Annotated in this window: 16 protein-coding genes; 3 read left to right on the forward strand and 13 right to left on the reverse strand. The window is 60.2% G+C overall.

Features of this window, described 5'->3' with window-relative positions:
- From HKN37_18000 to HKN37_18040, 9 genes are all read right to left on the reverse strand, one after another.
- Nucleotides 1–977, reverse strand: a 977-nt coding sequence (locus tag HKN37_18000) for an argininosuccinate lyase (GenBank protein ID NNE48549.1), incomplete at its 3' end; no start/stop codon positions are given.
- 43 nt (nt 978–1,020) lie between these two features.
- Nucleotides 1,021–2,121, reverse strand: a complete 1,101-nt coding sequence (locus HKN37_18005) for a M20/M25/M40 family metallo-hydrolase (GenBank protein ID NNE48550.1) — start codon at nt 2,119–2,121, stop codon at nt 1,021–1,023.
- Nucleotides 2,118–2,927, reverse strand: a complete 810-nt coding sequence (argB, locus tag HKN37_18010) for an acetylglutamate kinase (protein NNE48551.1) — start codon at nt 2,925–2,927, stop codon at nt 2,118–2,120. The genes HKN37_18005 and argB overlap by 4 nt, the downstream gene beginning before the upstream one ends.
- 4 nt (nt 2,928–2,931) lie before the next feature.
- A complete protein-coding gene (locus HKN37_18015; GenBank protein NNE48552.1) occupies nt 2,932–3,957 on the reverse strand; it encodes an N-acetylornithine carbamoyltransferase in 1,026 nt (341 codons plus the stop codon).
- Nucleotides 3,954–5,141, reverse strand: coding sequence for an aspartate aminotransferase family protein (locus HKN37_18020; GenBank protein ID NNE48553.1), 1,188 nt, complete (start codon nt 5,139–5,141; stop codon nt 3,954–3,956). The genes HKN37_18015 and HKN37_18020 overlap by 4 nt, the downstream gene beginning before the upstream one ends.
- Nucleotides 5,142–5,158: 17 nt before the next feature.
- Nucleotides 5,159–6,190, reverse strand: coding sequence for an N-acetyl-gamma-glutamyl-phosphate reductase (argC, locus tag HKN37_18025; GenBank protein NNE48554.1), 1,032 nt, complete (start codon nt 6,188–6,190; stop codon nt 5,159–5,161).
- 23 nt (nt 6,191–6,213) lie between these two features.
- A complete protein-coding gene (locus HKN37_18030; protein ID NNE48555.1) occupies nt 6,214–7,314 on the reverse strand; it encodes a DUF1611 domain-containing protein in 1,101 nt (366 codons plus the stop codon).
- A gap of 22 nt (nt 7,315–7,336) precedes the next feature.
- Nucleotides 7,337–8,554: an argininosuccinate synthase gene (locus HKN37_18035; protein ID NNE48556.1), complete on the reverse strand. Its 1,218-nt coding sequence runs from the start codon at nt 8,552–8,554 to the stop codon at nt 7,337–7,339.
- 375 nt (nt 8,555–8,929) lie between these two features.
- Nucleotides 8,930–11,371: a zinc-dependent metalloprotease gene (locus tag HKN37_18040; GenBank protein ID NNE48557.1), complete on the reverse strand. Its 2,442-nt coding sequence runs from the start codon at nt 11,369–11,371 to the stop codon at nt 8,930–8,932.
- A 160-nt stretch (nt 11,372–11,531) separates the two neighbouring features.
- On the opposite strand from HKN37_18040, the gene HKN37_18045 reads away from it, so the two are divergent.
- The 3 genes from HKN37_18045 (at nt 11,532) to HKN37_18055 (ending at nt 15,416) form a co-directional block, all read left to right on the forward strand.
- Nucleotides 11,532–12,863, forward strand: a complete 1,332-nt coding sequence (locus HKN37_18045) for a Gfo/Idh/MocA family oxidoreductase (GenBank protein ID NNE48558.1) — start codon at nt 11,532–11,534, stop codon at nt 12,861–12,863.
- A gap of 92 nt (nt 12,864–12,955) precedes the next feature.
- Nucleotides 12,956–13,729 carry a DUF1080 domain-containing protein gene (locus tag HKN37_18050; protein ID NNE48559.1) on the forward strand — a complete coding sequence of 258 codons (774 nt, stop codon included), beginning with the start codon at nt 12,956–12,958 and terminating at the stop codon, nt 13,727–13,729.
- Entirely contained in the window at nt 13,722–15,416 is a 1,695-nt protein-coding gene (locus tag HKN37_18055; GenBank protein ID NNE48560.1) for a D-aminoacylase, read from the forward strand. The genes HKN37_18050 and HKN37_18055 overlap by 8 nt, the downstream gene beginning before the upstream one ends.
- A gap of 447 nt (nt 15,417–15,863) precedes the next feature.
- On the opposite strand, the gene HKN37_18060 is transcribed toward HKN37_18055, so the two are convergent.
- The 4 genes from HKN37_18060 to HKN37_18075 form a co-directional block, all read right to left on the reverse strand.
- A complete protein-coding gene (locus HKN37_18060; GenBank protein NNE48561.1) occupies nt 15,864–17,498 on the reverse strand; it encodes a citramalate synthase in 1,635 nt (544 codons plus the stop codon).
- Between the two features lie 12 nt (nt 17,499–17,510).
- Nucleotides 17,511–18,074 carry a 3-isopropylmalate dehydratase gene (locus tag HKN37_18065; protein NNE48562.1) on the reverse strand — a complete coding sequence of 188 codons (564 nt, stop codon included), beginning with the start codon at nt 18,072–18,074 and terminating at the stop codon, nt 17,511–17,513.
- Between the two features lie 30 nt (nt 18,075–18,104).
- Nucleotides 18,105–19,397 (reverse strand): 3-isopropylmalate dehydratase large subunit, encoded by a 1,293-nt coding sequence (locus HKN37_18070; GenBank protein NNE48563.1) that lies wholly within the window; start codon nt 19,395–19,397, stop codon nt 18,105–18,107.
- A gap of 15 nt (nt 19,398–19,412) precedes the next feature.
- A partial coding sequence (locus HKN37_18075; protein NNE48564.1) for a 2-isopropylmalate synthase occupies nt 19,413–20,303 on the reverse strand: 891 nt, incomplete at its 5' end.

The raw sequence follows: 20,303 nt of genomic DNA on the forward strand, positions 1-20,303 counted from the left end.
AGAACGGATTGCATCACAGCCGCCTTGGTCAACTGCAGATCGCGATGATAACCCGACGGAAGATTGGCGGGCACACTTGCGAGGACGTGCATCTCGGCCGTCAACCTGTGGTAGACGGCGCGGGCCAATTCGAGCACGTCGGGGTTCCGTTTCTGCGGCATGATGCTGCTCCCCGTGGTGTACTCTTCGGGCAGTCTTACAAACCCAAACTCGCTGGTGTTAAATAGGACGAGATCGGACGCCATCCGATTCAACGTCGCCCCAATCTGAACGCACGCATGTGCCACGTGGAGTTCCAGTTTGCCACGGGAGAGCTGCACAGCTGTTACGTTCGACTGCACTTCCTTGAATCCCAACGTTTTAGCTACTTTTTTCCTCAGTAGCTTCAGATGGGGGACTCCGTAGCCGGCGGCACTCCCGAGGGGCGATGTGTTGATCTGATCATGAGCCGCCCGAACTGCCCGGATATCGGTCACGAGGAGTTCCGCGTAGCCCGCCGCCCACAGCCCTGCAGTGGTTGGCATCGCGAGCTGCATATGAGTGTAGCCGGGCATCAGCGCATCGTCGTACTCCTCCGCGACGCCACACAGCATCTCCACGATCTCACTGGTCGCACGTGCGATTGTTATCAGACGATCTCGCAGAAACAGCCTCAGTGCCGCGAGCACCTGATCGTTGCGTGACCGGCCGGTGTGGATCTTCTCGCCAATCTCGCCCAGCTCTGCGGTGAGATACCGTTCGATAACCGTGTGGCAATCTTCATCCTCCGGAGTGACGCCCACTTCGCCTGCTTCGGCCTTGCGCTTGATGCGGCCGAGTGCTGCCTTCACGGCGCGCAACTCGTCAAGGTCCAGCACTCCGGCATCTACAAGTCCCTCGGCATGGGCCGCAGTTGCCACAGCATCGAACGGGAGCAACAACGTATCCCAGAGATAGTCGTCGCCCACGGTGAACCGCGTCACCCAGTCGGCGGCCATCCGACCTTTGAACCAGACAGGTTTCTTCTTCTTGGCCATACGATCAGTTACGAACGGGTTCGCCGTCCTCCAGTGAAAAGTAGCGGATGATAACATCCTTGTAGACTCCCACAGCTCGAGTGACCTCATCCATCGAGATCCGCTCGTTTGACGTGTGCGACAGATCGCTCGACCCCGGGCCAATCTTCACCGTCGGCGTTCCTGAAAGAAAGATCCAGTCGGACATGGTCGGCGAACCGAAGGGCTCCTCCCCCGTCGCCGCGACGGCCGCCCGCACGATTCGCTCTTCAAGCGACGTCCGAACCGGCACCAACCTGTCGCTGTGTATTTGCACATCGGATTCCAGGGCATCGCGCACGATCGCCACGAGCTCGTCGTGAGAGTAAGCGGGGGTCGACCGGATGTCGACGGTGAACGTGCACTCTTCCGGAACCGTGTTCTTTGCTGTCCCTCCGGAAACGATGGTCGGAGTCACGGTCACGGGACCCAGCAGCGGGTCGTCGCGGTCCAGGCGAATCTCGACAAGTCGACGAATATCGTCGGCGGCCTTCACGATCGCATTCTCGCCAAGGGAAGCCCGTGCAGCGTGTGCAGCGTGCCCGGTCGCGCGTACGTTAAGAATGAGCAAGCCTTTCTGCGATGTACACGGGCGGAGATCCGTCGGCTCGCCGACCAGTGCGGCACGAAGCGCCGGCAAATGTGGAAGAAGGTCCTCAAGCCCGTTGTAGCCTTTTCCCATCTCTTCGCACGTGGTCAGGGCCACGAGCACCTGCCCATTTTCCGGAGACCAACCATTTTCAGCCAGCTCCAGGACCGCGACGACCATCGAGGCCACGCTCGCCTTTGCGTCAACCGCACCGCGGCCGAACAGGTATCCGTCAGCGAGCGTCGGTTCGAAGGGCTCGAACGGATGATCGGCGGACGGCGGGACCACATCCAGATGGGAGTTGAGCAGCAGTCGATCAGACCCCTCACCAAGAGCGAAGTACAGATTGTCGCGATGTCGCCGCACCGCGAGTCCGCGCTCCGCGATATAGTCTTCCAGAAAATCTGCAATCGGTCCCTCCTGATGGCTCAACGAAGGAAATCGAATAAGGTCGATGAGCAGCCGCAGTGCCTGATGTTGTGGTGACGAGTCTGTCATTGCGGGTCCACGATGCGCGTGGCGGTTGCACGGGTCAGAAGGTCGTCCGGTGCAACGATCCACACCTCCGGTATGCCGACCTTGAGCGCTTCGAGTGCGACATGCAGTTTCACTTGCATCCCGCCCGAGATCCATCCGTCGGCAAGCCCGGATGCGTACACCGAGCGGTCGCACGCGCCGAGAATAGAAGCCGGATCGTCGGCGTGTCGTCGAAGCCCGCCCGTCTCGGTAACCATCAAGAGCGATCGTGCATTCGTGTGCTCTGCGATTGCGCTGGCGACGGTGTCGGCGTTGACATTGTAAAGTCGTCCCAGATTGTCCACGCAGATGGGCGCCAGGATGGGGAGATAGGCGTCGTCCAGCAGTTTGAGCAACAGGCCGGGTTGTACCTCGACGATATCACCGACGAGCCCGAAGTCGATTTCGTGACCGTCGATCACCCACGGCGGCCTCCGTTCGACGACCACCATTCCGGCATCTGCGCCGCAGAGCCCGACGGGTCGCAGTCCGTGAGCAATCGCCTGACCGACAAGTCGCGTATTGAGCGATCCACGCGTCACCCATTGCATGATTTCGAGATCGATCTCAGTCGTCACGCGCCGCCCCCGTACGATGCGGGGTTCGTGGCCGATCATGCGTGCAACACGCGTAGCCTCTGGACCGCCGCCGTGGACAATAATCACGCGACGCGTGCGCATCATCTCGGCAACGCCGTCCCAGAACGTGTCGAGCGGCTGACTGAGGATCGCTCCGCCGATTTTGATGACAACCACGCCATCACCGTGAGATTCGTCGCCACTCGACATATCACTACCGTGCATTGTGATCCAGATCCCAGATCATTTCCAGAATGGCCTTCTGCGCGTGCAACCGAAACTCGGCCTGGAGCAAATGAATCGCGTCGTGGCCGTCGAGGACCGCGTCATCTACGACGACGTTGCGGCGGACCGGAAGACAATGCATGAATGCAGCGCGATTCGTCCGGCGCATCGCATCGGCAGTGGTTCGCCACTCGGTCAGTCCCCGGCGTCGCTCCGCCTCGACGTCAGCGTTCACATACACACCGGAGCCGGCCCACCCCTTCGCATAGACCACATCGGCGCCCTCGAAGGCTGCCAGACGATCCGTCGACTCCTGGAGAGAACCGCCGCTCGAGGCCGCTGCGTCACCGGCCATACTCATGACGGAGGGATCCAGCGCATACCCCTCGGGTCGGGCTATCGTGATGTGCATGCCCAACCGGGCCGCCATCATCACGGCAGAGTTCGGGACGGCCATCGGCAGGGCTTTCGGGTGGTAGCTCCACGCAAGCACAAGCTTCTTTCCAGCGGTATGACCTTCGAAATGCGACGAGATTGTCGCCGCGTCTGCAAGCTCCTGACACGGATGCCAGAACGCGGATTCGAGGTTCACAACCGGGACGTCAGCGCCCGCCGCAAACCGTTCAATTAGCCGGTCCGACCTGTCCTGTTCGAGGTTCGACAGCGAAGCGAACAGCCGCACACCGATTGCATCGTAGTAGCGCGAAAGTACACCCGCCGCCTCGCGGACGTGCTCGGCCTCAGCCCCATCCATCACGGCGCCGTCCTCGAACGACAGACCCCACACACCGCTGCCCGGGGTGACCGTGGAGACGTGCGCGCCAAGTTGCGCCGCCGCCACCTCCATCGATGTTCTTGTCCGGAGTGAAGAGTTGAAAAACATCAGACAGATGCCCCGGCCGCTCGCGACCGTGGAGGTCACACGTCCCATCCTCTTGTGATCCAGTGCCGCACTCAGCGCACGATCCCAGTCTTCCCGCGGCAACAGATGCCAGCCCAACAGGTCCTTGCTCATGCTTGTCTCGTTTCCTCTATCCCAGCAATCACTTTCCTGAAGATGGTAAAGAACTCCTCCAGTACGTCCACCGGCGTGTTGAGCGGAGGCATCAAGCGAATCGTGTACTCGTCACCCGAACCGCCGACAAGCACGCCGCTTCCGCGCAAGGCGCGAACAACATCCGAAGCCGGCACGCCAAGTTCCACGCCGATGAGGCAACCTCGTCCGCGAACCGATCTGACATGCGGAGACAGCTCTTCTTTGATCCGATCGAACACCGTGCGCGCCCGACCCATCAGTCCCTCGCGCACGATAGTTCCGACGGTCGCTTCCAGCGCGGCCATGGCAATCATTCCACCGCCAAACGTGGTACCCTGATCACCCGGCTTTACCGTATCCGCTATCGCACTGCTGGCAAGAACTGCTCCGACCGGAATCCCTGATGCCAGGCTCTTCGCCATCGTAATCAGATCAGGTTCAACACCGAACTGCTCGGAGATCGAGAACGTACCCGTGCGTCCGACGCCGGTCTGAATCTCATCGAAGATGAGTGCCACGCCAAAAGTGCTGCAGAGTGTGCGCACTTCGCCCAGGAACTCGGACGTCGCCTCGATGACACCTGCCATGCTCTGTATCGGTTCGACGATCACCGCGGCGATGTCCCCGGCACGCTCGACCAGGCCGCGCACCAGGTCGATATCGTTGAGAGGCACAAAATGAGTCGGTGGCAACACACCCGCGTACGGTTCTCTGTATTTAGGATTCCAGGTGGTGGCGAGCGAACCCAGGGTTCGCCCGTGAAAGGCGCCCTGGAACGAAATCACGCCGCGGCGACCCGTAAACGTGCGCGCCAATTTGAGGGCCGTCTCGTTGGCCTCCGTCCCGGAATTGCAGAAGAACACCCGATCGACGCCCGGAGGACTCACCTTTCGCATCAGGTCTGCAGCCCGCGCGCGCACCGGACTGTACACGACGTTCGAGTAGAAAATGAGCTGGCGCACCTGCTCCGAAACCGCCTGCACGACGGACTCCGGGCAGTGCCCGAGCGGTGTGACGCAGTGGCCACCGTAGAAATCGATGTACCGGTTGCCGTCCGCATCCCAGATGTAGCAGCCTTCGCCACGAACGGCGGCAAGCGGATACTTCGAGTACGTGGGCATCTGAACCGCGTCCTCGAGCTGTATGATCTGCGACGTCTTCATGCGGGGATCAACCGTAATCAGGATGATGGAACGGTGACGCCGCCGGCAGCGAGAAGACCCCGGGTCTCTGGAATGCCCATGATCAGATTCATGTTCTGGACAGCCTGAGATGCCGCGCCTTTCAAGAGGTTGTCGATCGCAAAACCTACAACAAGTCGACGACCGTTCACGATCCAGCCGATGTCGCAGAATGGCGTGTTGACGCTGTAGCGCAGCTCCGGAAGTTGACCCGGCCACAATCTCACAAGCTCGCGATTTCCATACGCGGAATCGAACCAGGCGGGAACCGCCGCCTCGGTATCGGGATCCGGAAGCATAACCTGAGCCGTTCCCCAGATACCGCGAGTCCAGGGACCGGACACCGGGACAAACGACAGATCGACGTTGGGGCCAAGCGTCTGCTCGATCTCCGGCTGGTGCTGGTGTGCGAACACCTTGTAGGCACGCACGTTGCCGTCCCGGGTCGGAAAGTGGGTCGTAGGTTTGGGCTGTGCACCTGAACCCGAAGCGCCGGTCAGGGCCGTCACGCGCACCTCGACAGACTTGAGATTAGTGGTCAACGGCCACAGAGCGAGCGTGATCGCAGTCGCAAAACATCCCGGATTGGCGATGAACCTGGTCCCGGTCGGGTACGGGCCCGCGACTTCCGGAAGTCCGTAAACGAACTGCTCTAACAAAGTGGTCTCGGTGTGCTCGAAGTTGAACAACTTTGGATACATGGTTGCATCCTGAAACCGGAAATCGGCGCTCAAGTCGATGATCCGCCCTTCAAAACCGCTTGCCAGCAGCGCAGCGACGGCGCTCATACCCTGCCCGTGTTCCGCGGCCGCAAACACGACGTCGACTCCGGAGAGATCGGCGTCCTCGGGTGAAGTGAACAAGAGGTCTGTCGTTCCGCGAACGGCCGGGTGCGAAGCCCAGAGCGGTTTGCCCGCAAACGCACGACTGGTGACAATCGACAGCGTGACGTCCGGATGGCTGAGCAGCAGCCGGATCAACTCGCCGCCCGTGTACCCCGCTCCGTGCAATATGCCGACTTTCGTATTCATCGATTCCAATTCAATGTGCGACACTAATTGGCCACTTCCTCACCGCGGGTGCCGGCCATCCCCGGACGATCCGGACTCTCGCCGAAGATCTCGGCCAGTCGATCGTTCAATGCGGTCGCATTCTGCATCGCATTGATCGCTGTGATCCCGAGAACCTGTTCGATGTACTGCTTGCCGACGGCGTTGTCCGTGACCGGGCCCGTGACAATGTGCAGTTTGGCGTCATATCGCAGGCGAAACTGCTGATCCGCCGACCATACGCCCGCCAGATCCGTTGCAGCGACAATATTCGCGTGCACGTGCTTCTGCAGTTCCTTGTCCAGCAGCAGTTCATCGACCCCGTAATATCCGATGAAGCCATCGCCCAGTTCGAGCACTATCACATCCGGCTTGAATTCGTCGTTCAAGTACTTGATGAGTCCTTTCGCGAACGGCGCCATCTGCTTGTTCGTCGAGGCGACGACTCCAAGGTCAGAGAACGATGCGACGCCCACGGCTCCTCGCTCAGACATGTTACGAACGTCTCGCTGGAGCGCCGCGCCGGTCGCCTTGCCCGCCGCCACCCGGAACCCTCTCGCCGTCAGGCCGCTGACGATTTCGCACGCGGCAAGTGTCTTGCCCGTGTTCATGGACGTTCCACTCACCAGCACGATGGGAGCGGAGTGATTCAGAGAGTACACCGGCGGCAGCGAATAGTCCTGGATGCGAGCATGATGCTTTTTGCCGTCGTGCTCCACGAGTGCCGCTCCGAGCACCTCGACGTGAAGTGCCGGCCCGAGGTCCGGGTGATCTGACGTGCACTCGCCGATGATTCCACCCATGTTCAGCACGTTGAGTACGTCGCCAACGCGAATCCGGTACGGGAGGCGGCCGCTATACCCTTTGAGTGCCTGTCGCTCGCCGAGCACACCGATCAGAACATCACCTTTCGAGATGGTCTCGAACGTGCCATCAACGCATTCGAGCTGATTGTAGACCTCTTTGTGATCAAGCGCGCGTACAGCAACACAATAGCCCTCGGCCGATACGATATATGGTGAGCAGTGCGCGACGTTCGTGAGGCCACACCGACGAGTGCTCGACGCTATGTGATCCACCTTCTGCTCAAAGACGTTTTCTAACATCGTCGGATAATCTTTGTGTTGACTAACGGGTGGAAGCGCCGTCGGCGGCCGATGCACGAACTCTCGACGCCAGATACGCCTGAACTCCGACGATACGACTGAATCCTTCAGCATCCCGGCCATCCCACAGCGCGTTCGTCTCGCCGTAGGTGGCAATCGATCGATCAAACAGAGAGTATGGACTCTTGCATCCCTCGATGTTCACCCGCCCCTGCCGAAGCCTGAGGGTCACGTCGCCTGATACGACCGACTGCGACGAATCGATGAGTGCCTCGATGTCTCGCATCACTGGATCGAAGTACTGGGCCTCGTGAAGCATCATTCCGTAGAAGTCGGCCAGTTGATCCTTCTGGTAACGCTGCCATTTTGTGAGCACGATCTTCTCCAGCTCCCGATGTGCCGGGATCAGAACGGCAGCAGCCGGCGCTTCGAATCCGACTCGGCCCTTGATGCCGAGAATCGTGTCGCCCACGTGGATGTCCCGCCCCACTCCGTGACGGCCGCCGATCTCGTTCAGCTTCTCGATAAGAGCAACAGCGTCCATCGCTGCCCCATTCATTGCGATCGGGATTCCCTGATCGAAAGAAATCATCAGTGTGTGTCCATCGTCGGGCGCGTCCGCCGGAGACACGGTTCCCGGATACGCGTCATCCGGCAATGGTATTTCAGTTGTAAGCGTCTCGCCTCCGCCGATGGTCGTCCCCCACAATCCTTCATTGATCGAATAGGCGGTCGTCTTCGTCGGAACATCGAACCCGCGCTCCAACAGGTAGGCCGTCGTCTCCTCCCGACTGAGTCCGTGATCCCGGATGGGCGCCAGCACTTCGAGGCCGTCAGCGAGGATGCGAACAGCCACATCGAAACGCACCTGATCGTTTCCGGCACCCGTTGAACCGTGCGCAATACGGGTCGCTCCAACCTGCCGTGCACAGGCAACAACGTGACGGGCCTGTACGACTCTCTCCGGACCCACGCAAAGCGGATAGACACTTCCCCGGAGAACGTTGCCCTTGATCAGGTAACTCAGATGATCGCGAAAAAGGTCGGCGCGGCCATCGAGCGTTTCGTGATGCGACGCGCCGAGCTCAGCCGACCGCTCGCGTAGCACGCCTTCATCTTCGGCTGTTACGCCGCCTGTGTTGACCGTGACCGTTATCACATCTTCGCCAAGGGATTCCTTGAGAAACGGGACACAAAACGAGGTGTCGAGTCCACCGCTGAATGCCAGAATGAGAGACATGAGAATTTGGACTAGAAAGAAAAAGGCACTGACCGGATGGATCAGCGCCTCAGATAGTTCGAATCAGGGTTTGGGGCCGCTACGAACCTTCCAGGTACACGATGTCCATCCGGTCGGACAAAAAAGATCGTCGACGTCGCCGCAGCGAGCGTCGAATCACCCTGGAAGTATGACTATGCGGTGCCTGCATGGCTAAATAGATACGGTGACGTGCCGTCCGGATCAAGTCTCGCTACCAAAAACGCCGCCGCATGTGCGTTACCTAACAGCCGGAAGCGCTTTTTCGGTGCATGACCGCCGGCGGCGTTTTGTGAAAACTCTGTCGTCATGAATCTGATGGCGACTCAGGTCGAGATCGATGTGCGCGACCCGTCGTCAGTCTCGCGAAAGTAGATCGGCCAGCCGAACACGGACATCGTCCAGATGAAGCCGCGTCATATCGTCTTCGGCGCGGCCCGCGGCCCGCTCCACCTCGCGCTCGATGGCGACGAGCTGCGCCCGAGCAACCGCCGGAATATCAGATCTGGCCAGCAACACATTCTCCGCTCTGTCGACATCCTTCTCGCCTTCCGAACCGGCACGAACGAACACGCCCAGCCTTTCGATGTACGCCCTCTGCAGTCGGCGACGATATCCGTCAATCGCCGGTCGTCTAGCTTCGAGCTCGGACCAGACACCGCGGCGTACCTCGACCATAAACTCGTCCAGCGGGTAGGCGCGCCGCGAATCCAGGATTTCCGCCTCCGCGAGACGACCGAGTCTTCCTTCGGCGAGCAGGCTGTTCAGAAGACTGACCTGAAGCTGGCTGATACGAACAACTGTACCGTCATCATCGATCCGACTGAGTATCTGTCGATCCTGCAGCCACGTCGGCGTCCGAAACACATTCTCAATCAGAAAACGAACAGCCGCCTGCTGCTTCGCACGGGGGACCACTTCGAAGACCGGACCGGGTTGATCGGCCGTCTTCGTCGTCATGTACACGCCCCCGACCGCCGCCTGCACATGCCGCATGTATCGACTCCATGCCGACAGCAATTCCGAATACAACTCGGCCAGATCGTCGTATCCCCTTCCCGGCCGTGCGGTCCAGCTGATCAGGCGAGCGACGACCCGCTTGAGATTTGCCACCGCGTATGTGCCTGCCGCAACGGGGTCATCTCCGATATCCTCCGTCTGGGTCCGCGGATCCACGGGATCCGATCCCTGAGAGGGCGCGAAGCGGTACATCGGATCCCCGGCTCTCGCTCGGATCCACTCCTTCAGCACGGCCTCCTCTGCCTCGGAATCCAGACCCGGCAGCAACCGGTAGCCCCACTCGACCGCGTAGTGATCGTACGGCCCGATCTTCCGAACAAACCGCGTAACGTTGTCACCCGGTTGCGCGATGTAGTTCTGGCGGGCGTAGTCCATGATGCTCGGGGCCACGCCGTAACGGCTTGTGAACGTCGGCGAGCGCAGGGAATCGACAGGAAATGACGAACTGGCTGTCATGTTGTGCGGGAATCCAAGTGCATGCCCCACCTCGTGCGCGATCACCTGTCGAAGGGTTTCGCCTATCAGTTCATCCGGCTGCGTAAGGGAGCGAGCACCGGGGTTCGCTGCACCGGTCTCTACCATCAGTCGGTTGCGGTACGATCGAAGGTGGTTATGAAACCAGATGATGTCGCTCTCGATGATTTCTCCGGACCGTGGGTCCACCACACGCGGCCCGATCGCATTTCTCGTCGTACTGGCCGCGTAACGAACCGTGGAGAAGCGCACGTCCTCTGCGTCGAAGTCGGCAATGGACGACGGATCTCTTGCGACGATGGCGTTCCTGAATCCGGCGGACTCGAATGCGGTCTGCCAGTCCTCGATCCCGGCGCGAACGAATGGCCGCCACCGATCGGGCGTGGCCGGGTCGACGTAGAATGTGATGGGTTTCACGGGCTCGACGATCTCGCCGCGGGCGTACGCCTCCGGATCCGTCGGTACGAGTGGCCACCGCTGTATGTACCGCCGCGTGTCCGCCGCCAGCTCGTCCGATCCGTAGTCGACCTGTTGGACGGTCAGATAGCCGACGCGCGGATCCGCTGTTCTTGGCCGCATCGTCACGGTGGGCAACAGAACCATTGACTGGAACATCTGCATCGAGATGGTGCCTGCATTCGTGTCGGACGGAGGCTCCTTGGCCGCAAAGGTCAGGGTGTGGCGAACGTTCACATTGAGCGGAAAGCTGGAGACCGAATCGACAAACGTTCGGTCGCTGTCGAGAGTGCTGACCTTGAAGCGGGTCCGCCTCGCCTGCGACAGCCCGCTGATCGCCGGTACATCCGTCTCGAAGAGATCGTTGACTTTGACAACCAGAGACCCGGTCTCCGGATGAGTCGTCTCGACGCTGAAGGCCATCAAGATCGGTTCAAAGGTAGAGACCTCGACGGATCGCGCGATGGGCAGTGAATCCGCCGCCACACTCGCGTAGGATCTCTTTCGCAACAGCATGCGATCCCCGATTCGCTGCCAGCGGACCACTTGCTCGCCCACCTTGGACCCGCCGACGATGAACGCGCCCAGGTTGGCCGGAGCCTGCGCGATGCGGCTTACCAGGAGCAGATCCCTTTCAACGAGAGAGTCTGGAATCTCAAAGAAGAGATCTTCGCCCACACGATGGACCGCGAAGAGGCCTTTATCCGTGACGGCCTCCTTCGTGATGACCTTGCCGTAGGCTTTTCGGCCGGTGGCCGAGGATGATTCGCCGACAATCGCCGTTCCGGACGAACAGCCTCCGACCAGGATCAGTGAGATTAACAGCGATGGCAGAACAGCTTGTTTCACGTCACGCATGCCTCTTCGTTACCGACACCTGAATGTAAGGTCCATGCGTACAACGACCGAAGGCTTTCTTTGCTTGCCATCGGTGTTGGTCTGCACTATCGTCTATGACACCGGAACGTGCGGATTTCCAAACGCATCATTCACCAGAGCAGCCGAGGCCATGAGTACTTCCAGACGAACCTTTCTCACAAAGGCCGGAGCGGCCGTCGCGGGACTTTCAATCGCTCCACGTGTCGTCGCATCCGCACCTGGCCGTCCGTCTGCAAGTGATCGAATCGGCCTTGGCGTGATCGGTTGCAAGGGTATGGGGTTCTCGAATCTCCAGTCGTTCCTGCGAATTCCGGAAATCGAGTGCAGGGCGCTATGCGACGTCGATCGCAACGTGCTTGACGATCGAGCTTCCGAGGTCGAGAAGATGACGGGCATGGCGCCCGAGTTGTACGGTGACTTCCGCGCCGTCCTGGAGAATCCCGACATCGATGCGGTGATCGTCGCGACGCCGGATCACTGGCACTGCCTGATGATGGCCATGGCGTGCGAGGCCGGCAAGGACGTGTACGTCGAAAAGCCGCTGGCAAACTCGATCGAGGAATGCCATCTGATGGTACGTGCGGCACAGAAGTACAACCGCGTCGTGCAAGTGGGCCAGTGGCAGCGCAGCGGCCAGCACTGGCAGGACGCCATCGATTTTGTGCAGTCGGGCCAGATCGGGAAAGTGCGACTCGTGAAAGCGTGGGCCTATCAGGGTTGGATGAAGTCGATTCCTGTCAAGCCGGATGGTCCGGTTCCTGCCGGCGTCGACTATGACATGTGGCTGGGTCCCGCTCCCAGCCGGCCGTTCAATCCGAACAGATTTCATTTTGATTTCCGCTGGTTCTGGGATTACGCGGGTGGCCTTATGACCGACTGGGGCGTCCATCTCATCGACATGGCCATGCATGGCATGAAGGCGACTGCGCCGCACAGCGTGATCGCGAGTGGCGGCAAGTTTGCCTATCCGGACGATGCCGCGGAAACACCCGACACGCTGCAGGCCGTTTACGAGTTTGACGGATTCTCCATGCTCTGGGAGCATGCCACAGGTATTGATCTTGGCCCGTATGAGAAGACTCACGGCGTCGCCTTCATCGGAAACCTCGGTACTGTCGTGGTGGATCGCGGACGTTGGGAGGTGCTGCCCGAGCCCGGTTGGGAAGATGGCCGGCAGGTCTACAAGATGCGAGCAATGCCGGTCCAGAATCGAAGAGGAGGCGGAGGGCTGGACGAGCATACTCAGAACTTTGTTGACTGCATGAAGAGCCGCGAACAGCCGGCGTGCAACACGGCAATCGGAAGTACGGTGGCTGTGGCGGCCCACATGGGGAACATCGCGTACAAGACAGGCCGCAAGATCTACTGGGACGCTGCCACTGCCTCGTTCAGAAATGACGCGGAAGCCAACGCTTTGATGAAGGCGTCCTATCGAGCACCGTGGAAGCTGCCGGTGCTCTGAGACACATGCGGGACACGAGTTATCGTCACGGTGCAAAAGTGAATAACGCAGGCGCTCACACCCGGCTTCCCGGTTCGATAATGATCGTGTTGATGTTGGTAGCATCCACGGGATGCTCTCCTCTTGTCGGGCAATCGACGGAGTCGCCGGCCACCCCCGGTGCACGCCCGGACGAAGACATGAAACCGGAAGACACGGAAGTCTGGGAGCCGGAGCCGCCGATCGTCACCGCGGGGGAGGACGGAAGTGCCCCATCGGATGCGACCGTTCTTTTCGATGGTACGGATCTGTCGATGTGGGCGTCGTCCGCCGGCGGACCTGCGGAGTGGAGACTAGAAGACGGCGCAATGACCGTCGCTCCAGGTGCCGGCGGCATTGAGACGCGGCAGGCTTTCGGAGATGTTCAGTTACATATCGAGTGGCGAACGCCACAACGGGTCGAAGGAGACGGTCAGGGGCGGGGCAACAGTGGCGTCTTCCTGATGGGCCTGTACGAGGTCCAGGTGCTCGACTCGTACGAGAATCGCACGTACTCCAACGGCCAGGCGGGGGCGATCTACAAGCAGCACATTCCGCTCGTAAACGTCTCGCGTGCTCCGGGCGAATGGCAGTCGTACGACATCGTATTCAGAGCGCCCCGCTTCGACGGGAAGGGACTCGTCGAGAGGCCCGCAGTTTTCACGGTACTCCACAACGCGGTAGTTATACAGGATCACGCCGAGTTGAAAGGCCCGACGATATACCGCGGCCTGCCTGAATATGAGGCGCACTCGGCCCGCCTTCCGCTCATGCTGCAAGATCATGGCAACCCGGTGAGCTACCGGAACATCTGGATTAGAGAACTTCAGCCACAACCCGATGACTAATAGACACCTCTTCCCTTTCGCAATCGCATGCCTGATCGTCGTATGTATTTCGGCGGATGCAAGAGCACAATCATTTGACACGATTCTGCGCGGTGGCACGATGTACGACGGAACCGGTAATCCGGGGTTTGTGGCCGATGTGGCACTTCGCGGAGACAGTATCGCTGCGATCGGAGACCTCCGCTTTGCGTCGGCCACGACGGAGATTGACGCCCGCGGACTCGCCGTCGCTCCCGGATTCATCAACATGCTCAGCTGGGCCGGGCGCTCGCTTATCGAGGACGGGCGGGGCATGAGCGACATCCTTCAGGGCGTGACGCTCGAAGTGATGGGCGAGGGCTGGTCCATGGGTCCGTGGAGCGACCCGATGAAGGCAGATGACGTCGCCTCACAGGGTGACATCAAGTACGACGTTGAATGGACAACGCTGGGCGAGTATCTCGAGCACATGGAGCGTTCCGGCGTGAGTCCGAACATCACATCCTTTGTGGGAGCGACGACTCTCAGAATCCACGAGGTCGGATACGACGATCGGCCGGCGACGGCGGACGAGCTCGCCCGGATGCAGGATCTGGTTGCAGACGCGATGGAGCAAGGCGCGGTGGGTGTCAGTTCGTCGCTGATTTACGCGCCGGCGTTCTATGCGTCGACCGAAGAGCTGATCGAGCTGGCCAGGGTCGCAGCCGTCTATGGCGGGATCTACATCTCGCACATCCGAAACGAGGGGAGCATGGTCCTCGGTGCGCTGGATGAACTCATCGACATCGCACGAGCGGCCGATGTCGCAGCTGAGGTGTACCACCTGAAGGCGTCCGGGAGGGATAACTGGCATCTGATTGACGACGTTTTCCGAAAGATCGAACAGGCGCGAGCGGACGGCCTGCGCATTACGGCGGACATGTATACGTATCCGGCCTCGTCGACCGGACTCAACGCCATCATGCCCCCCTGGGTGCAGGAGGGCGGCTTTGGCATGTGGCGGCGGCGGCTCATGGACGCTGAGATCAGCGCCCATGTTGCGGAGGAAATGCGCACGCCGACGGACGAGTGGGAAAACTCACTCGTTTCGGCCGGTGCCGGCGGAATTCTGCTGACGGGCTTCAGGCAGGACTCGTTGCGGCATCTGGTGGGACGCACGCTGGCCGATGTCGCCGCCGAGCGCGGGATGCCCGCCGAGGAGACCGCGATACAACTGGTTGTTCAGGATAGCAGTCGCGTGAGCGCCGTCTTCTTTACCATGACCGAGGGCAATGTGCGGAAAAAGATCCAGCAGCCGTGGGTAAGCATTGCCTCGGATGCCGGCGCGCTGGCTGCCGAGGGGGTCTTTCTGAATTCGCAGCCTCATCCGAGAGCGTACGGTACGTTTGCGCGAGTCCTGGGTCGGTACGTCCGCGACGAAGGCCTGATTTCGCTCCCGGAAGCGATTCGGCGAATGACGTCATTGCCGGCGAGCAATCTGTCGCTGCGTCGGCGCGGCCTGCTTCGGCCGGGCTACTTCGCGGACCTCGTCCTGTTCGATCCTGCGACGATTCGGGACACGGCGACATTCGAGGAGCCTCACCAGTACGCGATCGGTGTACGTTATGTATTTGTGAATGGAGAGACCGTTGTCCGCGACGGGCAGCATACCGGCGCCACGCCGGGTCGCGTCGTCCGTGGTCCGGGATGGACGGGATGGAAGGATTGACTCCTCACAGATATCGATGCAATGAAATACTTTGATCCAGGATATGTGACGCTGCTGCTAATGATCGCGGCGGCGGTCATAGTGATGGGCAGGTGCTGAGGAACGGCGGAAGGACGAGCTTCGCTGGTTGTATCTACCCGGGAGCGCGGAGGCTGCCGAGGACAATCAGGTCGCGCTCTCCACTGGGCGATTCCACGGCAGCTTCCGCACCATGATCACGATGAAGCATCGGTCGAAGACAGCAGCCATGAACGTTCCGGTGAGCAGCAGAAGCAAGAGGATTCTCGTCGGGTCTGCAAGGCCGCCGACTGCGAACAGGAGATAGACGACGCGAACCTGGGTCGATACGCGAATGGTGTCATCGTCTCAGATTGCCGCGGCCGCTACGCGGCCTCGCAAAGACGTGGAGGCAAAATGCGTCACCCGGCGACATATATTGTCGACAATCTAGGAAGGGACAGCCGCGATTGTCCCGGAGACCCACCGCGCCCTCTGGATCGCATCACCCGTTGCGATGGATGGCTTTACCTCACGACTCAACAAGCCATACGCGATGCCGTCTGACAACGCCTGCCAGCTCGCATCAATGATGTTTTCCGACACCCCCACGGTGTTCCACGCTCGCTCCCCGTCGTGGTGCTCAATGAGCACCCGTACCGATGCCGCCGTGCCCCGATCCGGATTCAAAACACGAACCTTGTAGTCCGAGAGCCGGATGCCATCGAGCTGCGGGTAGAACGGCTCCAGCGCTTTGCGGAGTGCGCGCGAAATCGCATCGACCGGACCGTCGCCCTCGGCGGCGCTCAGCTCCCGATGACCCGCGACACGCACAGCAACAGTCGCTTCTGAACACTGCGTATGATTGTCTCCCATCTCGGACCGGACGTGTAGACGTTCGAGGTCAAAGAACTGTGTATCCTCTCCCTTCATGGATCGGACGAGCAACTCGAACGACGCCTCGGCCGCCTCGAACGAGTAGCCCAGATTCTCGAGCTCCTTGATGCGTGCAACCGCCTGCTGCGCCTGCGCGCTGGTGCCAACCTCCAGTCCCAGTTCGTTCGCCTTGTACACGACATTGCTTCTTCCCGAAAGATCGGAGACCAGAACGCGCCGGCGGTTGCCCACCACGTCAGGGTCAAGATGTTCGTAGGCCCGCGGGTCCTTCATTACGGCCGAAACATGCACGCCCCCCTTGTGCGCGAAAGCGCTGCGACCCACGTATGGAGAACGACCGACCGGGTCGAGGTTTGCTATATCGTCAACGAAGCCTGAGACATCCGCCAGCGAGCTCAGACGCTCGGGGTCTACGCAGTCGTAGCCCATCTTGAGCTGCAGACCAGGTATGATGCTGCACAGATCCGCGTTGCCACATCGCTCGCCGATGCCGTTGATTGTTCCCTGCACGTGCGTGACGCCCGCCTCGACGGCAGCTAGCGAGTTCGCAACCGCGCAGCCGGCGTCATTGTGTGTGTGAATGCCGAGCCGACCTGAGACCTTGCCATAAACATCGCCGACGATACGGCGCAATTCTGACGGAAGAGTCCCGCCATTCGTGTCGCAAAGTACGAGCACGTCCGCGCCGGCACCGGCTGCAGCACTCAGCGTGGCGAGTGCATACGCCCGATCGGCCTTGTATCCATCGAAAAAGTGCTCGGCATCATAGATCACTCGCTTGCCCTGGTCCCTCAGATAGGCAACCGACGAGGCAATGATCTGCAGATTCTCTTCAAGCGACACGCCGAGCGCGACCTCGGCATGCAAGGTCCAGCTCTTGCCAAATATGGAGACCACTGATGTTCCGGCTGCAATGAGAGCACGAAGATTGGGATCGTCTGCCGGATCGTGCGAAGCCCTTCGCGTCGAGCCGAATGCGCAGATTTGCGCGTGCTTCCACGGCTGGTCACTCGCGCGCTCGAAGAACTCCTGATCCTTCGGATTCGACCCGGGCCACCCTCCTTCGATGACGTCGATCCCGAATTCGTCCAGCCGTCGTGCAATCCGGATCTTGTCCTCAGCCGAAAGCGAAACGTGCTCTGCCTGGGTTCCATCGCGAAGCGTGGTATCAAAGAGTTCGATCTTCATGGCTTCATCCCGTCATGCCTCAATTAGTCCGGCCCGCCGGGCGTACTCGAAGACATCGCCCGCTTTCAGTATCTCGGCCACGTCTCCGAGCGGCTCCAGCAGATATTGCTTACCCGTGGTGTGATTCTTCAGCGTCCCGACCGCCGAGTCAATCTCCAGTTCATGGCCGGTTTCGATCACCTCAATCAGTCGCACACGCGTTTCGAACGGGACAAGGAATCCGCCGTCCACAGCATTACGATAGAAGATGCGTGCATAACTCTCGGCAACGACGGCCTGGCAACCCGCTTGCCGCAGAGCAAATGGTGCGTGCTCACGCGAGGAGCCACAGCCAAAGTTGGAGCCTGCTATCAGGATGCCGAACTCGCTTTTGAACGCATCGGCAGCCGTAAACGGCACGTGCCCCGCCGGCAGTCCCTGAACACTCCCGGGTACGCCGCTAAGCGCATACCTGCCGTACATCCTTCGCTCATCGGGGACCGTGAGACTGTACACCAGGTGCTCCGCCGGAATGATCTGATCCGTGTCGACGGAGTCGCCAACCACGTACGCCTTACCTGTGATGATCTGCTTCATATTGGATTATCGTGACTGCAACCAAACAGGCTAAACAAGGACCTCTCGAGGATCGGTGATCACGCCCGAGAGCGCTGACGCGGCAACCGTGAGCGGCGAAGCCAGGTAGACCGCCGACTGCTTCGATCCCATCCGCCCCGGGAAATTGCGATTCGTTGTCGAGATGACCACCTCGGTGGCGTGAGTGCGACCGAACGTGTCAATCGGTCCGCCGAGACAGGCTGCACAACTCGACTCACCGATCTTGCATCCCGCGTCCCGGAAGATCTGCCGGACGGAGACCCCTTCAACCAGCGTAGTGTCCAGCAATCGAGCAACCTCTGTCGTAGCCGGAACGATGAACGTATCGATCGCGACACGACCGTCTTTCAGAATGCCAGCTGCTGCAACGAAGTCCTCGAGTTTCCCGCCCGTGCAGCTGCCGATGTATGCGCGATCGAGCTTTGTCCCTTCGACTTCGCTGACACTTGCGCGGTTGTCCGGACGATGTGGTTTCGCAACCACGGGTTCCATCTTCGACACATCATATGTCCGCACCGAGTGGTAGCGCGCGTCCGGGTCGGAGTACACCGGCGTGTACGGTCGGTCGGTCCTTGCAGCGAGGTAGTCGGCCGTGGTCTGGTCCGCTGCAATGACGCCGTTCTTACCTCCGGCTTCGATGGCCATGTTCGTGAGCGTCATACGCTCCTCCATCGAGAGGTCGAAGACGGCCTGACCGTCGAACTCCATCGCCCGGTAAGTCGCACCATCAATGCCGATGTCACCAATAACCGTCAGAATCAGGTCCTTCGCCATGAGGTACGGCGGCAGGTTACCGTCGAAGACGAACTTCATCGTCTCCGGCACCTTGACCCAGATCTTCCCGGTACCCATGATGAGCGCGGCGTCGGTATTTCCGACCCCTGTAGAAAACAGTCCGAATGCTCCCGATGTGCACGAGTGAGAGTCCGTTCCTATCAGGACGCTGCCCGGGAGATTGAAGCCTTCCTCTGCTAATCCGATGTGACAGACGCCTTTATAGCGACTGGTGCCCACGTCGTAGTAGTGTGGTAGGTCCTGCTCGGCCGCGAAAGCCCGGAGGATGTCGACGTTTCGATTGGCGTGTGGGTCGGCCGTGAAAATGTAGTGATCGGGCATGATGACGAGCTTATCCGGATCCCAGACGCGCGCCTCCTCACCGAACTCACGCTTGAAGATGCCAATGGCGGGAGGTCCACACACATCGTGCGTCATGAGGACGTCCACGTCGATCCACACATTCTCGCCCGGAACGACCCGGTCGCGCCCTGAATGGCGGGCTATAATCTTCTCAGTTATGTTCATGCCAGGTCGCTCATGTCACGCTACGGTTCCGCGGTAAGCCATCACAATTCTTTGATTGACGAAACGAACCGAATCCTCGTCGGCGCGAAACGCGGCCAGACGGTTCAGTGCATCCATGTACGCCTCTGCTGACGCCCGCAAAACATCTGTACCCCGCGAACGTCCGGGGAATCGCGACTCGCCGTCCCGGATCAGTACTGACACCTCACCAAGGGCATCCGCTCCTTCCGATACCGACCGGATGTTGTACGCGACCAGAACGCTCGTCTCGCTTACGGCATGATCGATGGCGCTGAAGAGGGCGTCAACGGGACCGTCGCCGGTGGCGTACGACTCCTTTGATTCACCCGTGCGTACGTGGCGCACACGCACGACGGCTTCTGGAGCACCGTTGGATTTCGACGCTACCTCGAAATGCTCGAGCTCGAGGTGCGCCTCATTCGGTCCGGTCCTTTCTGCCCCGACGATGTAATACAGATCCTGCTCGTTCACTTCCTTCTTCCTGTCGGCAAGCTCGACAAAGCGATTGTAGACCGCTTCCCTCTCTTCCTCTCCTATCTGAAGACCCAGCTTGTCCAGTCGGCTGAAAAGCCCGTGGCGGCCCGAGTGGCGACCGAGCCGAATCGGCTCTATCGATTGGCCCACGTCTTCCGCTCGCATGATCTCATATGTGTCGCGCCGCTTCAGCACCCCGTCCTGGTGAATTCCCGCCTCATGGCTGAACGCGTTGCGACCCACGACCGCTTTGTTCGGCTGAACCGTAAATCCGGTGAACGTCGAAACCATTTTGCTGGTCGCGGTGAGCAGACGCGTATCGATGCCTGTGTGCAATCCAAATCGGTCTTCACGAACACGCAGCGCCATGGCAATTTCTTCGAGGGCGGCATTGCCGGCACGCTCGCCGAT

The organism is Rhodothermales bacterium (assembly GCA_013002345.1).
In the GTDB taxonomy this organism is placed as follows: Bacteria; Bacteroidota; Rhodothermia; order Rhodothermales; family JABDKH01; genus JABDKH01.

Excerpts from the sequence above, each read along its gene's own strand:
- HKN37_18070 (NNE48563.1), bottom strand. The coding sequence starts at position 19,397 with ATGAACATAACTGAGAAGATTATAGCCCGCCATTCAGGGCGCGACCGG.
- HKN37_18005 (NNE48550.1), bottom strand. The coding sequence starts at position 2,121 with ATGACAGACTCGTCACCACAACATCAGGCACTGCGGCTGCTCATCGAC.
- HKN37_18055 (NNE48560.1), top strand. The coding sequence starts at position 13,722 with ATGACTAATAGACACCTCTTCCCTTTCGCAATCGCATGCCTGATCGTC.
- HKN37_18020 (NNE48553.1), bottom strand. The coding sequence starts at position 5,141 with ATGAAGACGTCGCAGATCATACAGCTCGAGGACGCGGTTCAGATGCCC.
- HKN37_18060 (NNE48561.1), bottom strand. The coding sequence starts at position 17,498 with ATGAAGATCGAACTCTTTGATACCACGCTTCGCGATGGAACCCAGGCA.
- HKN37_18065 (NNE48562.1), bottom strand. The coding sequence starts at position 18,074 with ATGAAGCAGATCATCACAGGTAAGGCGTACGTGGTTGGCGACTCCGTC.
- HKN37_18030 (NNE48555.1), bottom strand. The coding sequence starts at position 7,314 with ATGTTAGAAAACGTCTTTGAGCAGAAGGTGGATCACATAGCGTCGAGC.
- argC (NNE48554.1), bottom strand. The coding sequence starts at position 6,190 with ATGAATACGAAAGTCGGCATATTGCACGGAGCGGGGTACACGGGCGGC.
- HKN37_18050 (NNE48559.1), top strand. The coding sequence starts at position 12,956 with ATGTTGGTAGCATCCACGGGATGCTCTCCTCTTGTCGGGCAATCGACG.
- argB (NNE48551.1), bottom strand. The coding sequence starts at position 2,927 with ATGTCGAGTGGCGACGAATCTCACGGTGATGGCGTGGTTGTCATCAAA.
- HKN37_18035 (NNE48556.1), bottom strand. The coding sequence starts at position 8,554 with ATGTCTCTCATTCTGGCATTCAGCGGTGGACTCGACACCTCGTTTTGT.
- HKN37_18045 (NNE48558.1), top strand. The coding sequence starts at position 11,532 with ATGAGTACTTCCAGACGAACCTTTCTCACAAAGGCCGGAGCGGCCGTC.
- HKN37_18015 (NNE48552.1), bottom strand. The coding sequence starts at position 3,957 with ATGAGCAAGGACCTGTTGGGCTGGCATCTGTTGCCGCGGGAAGACTGG.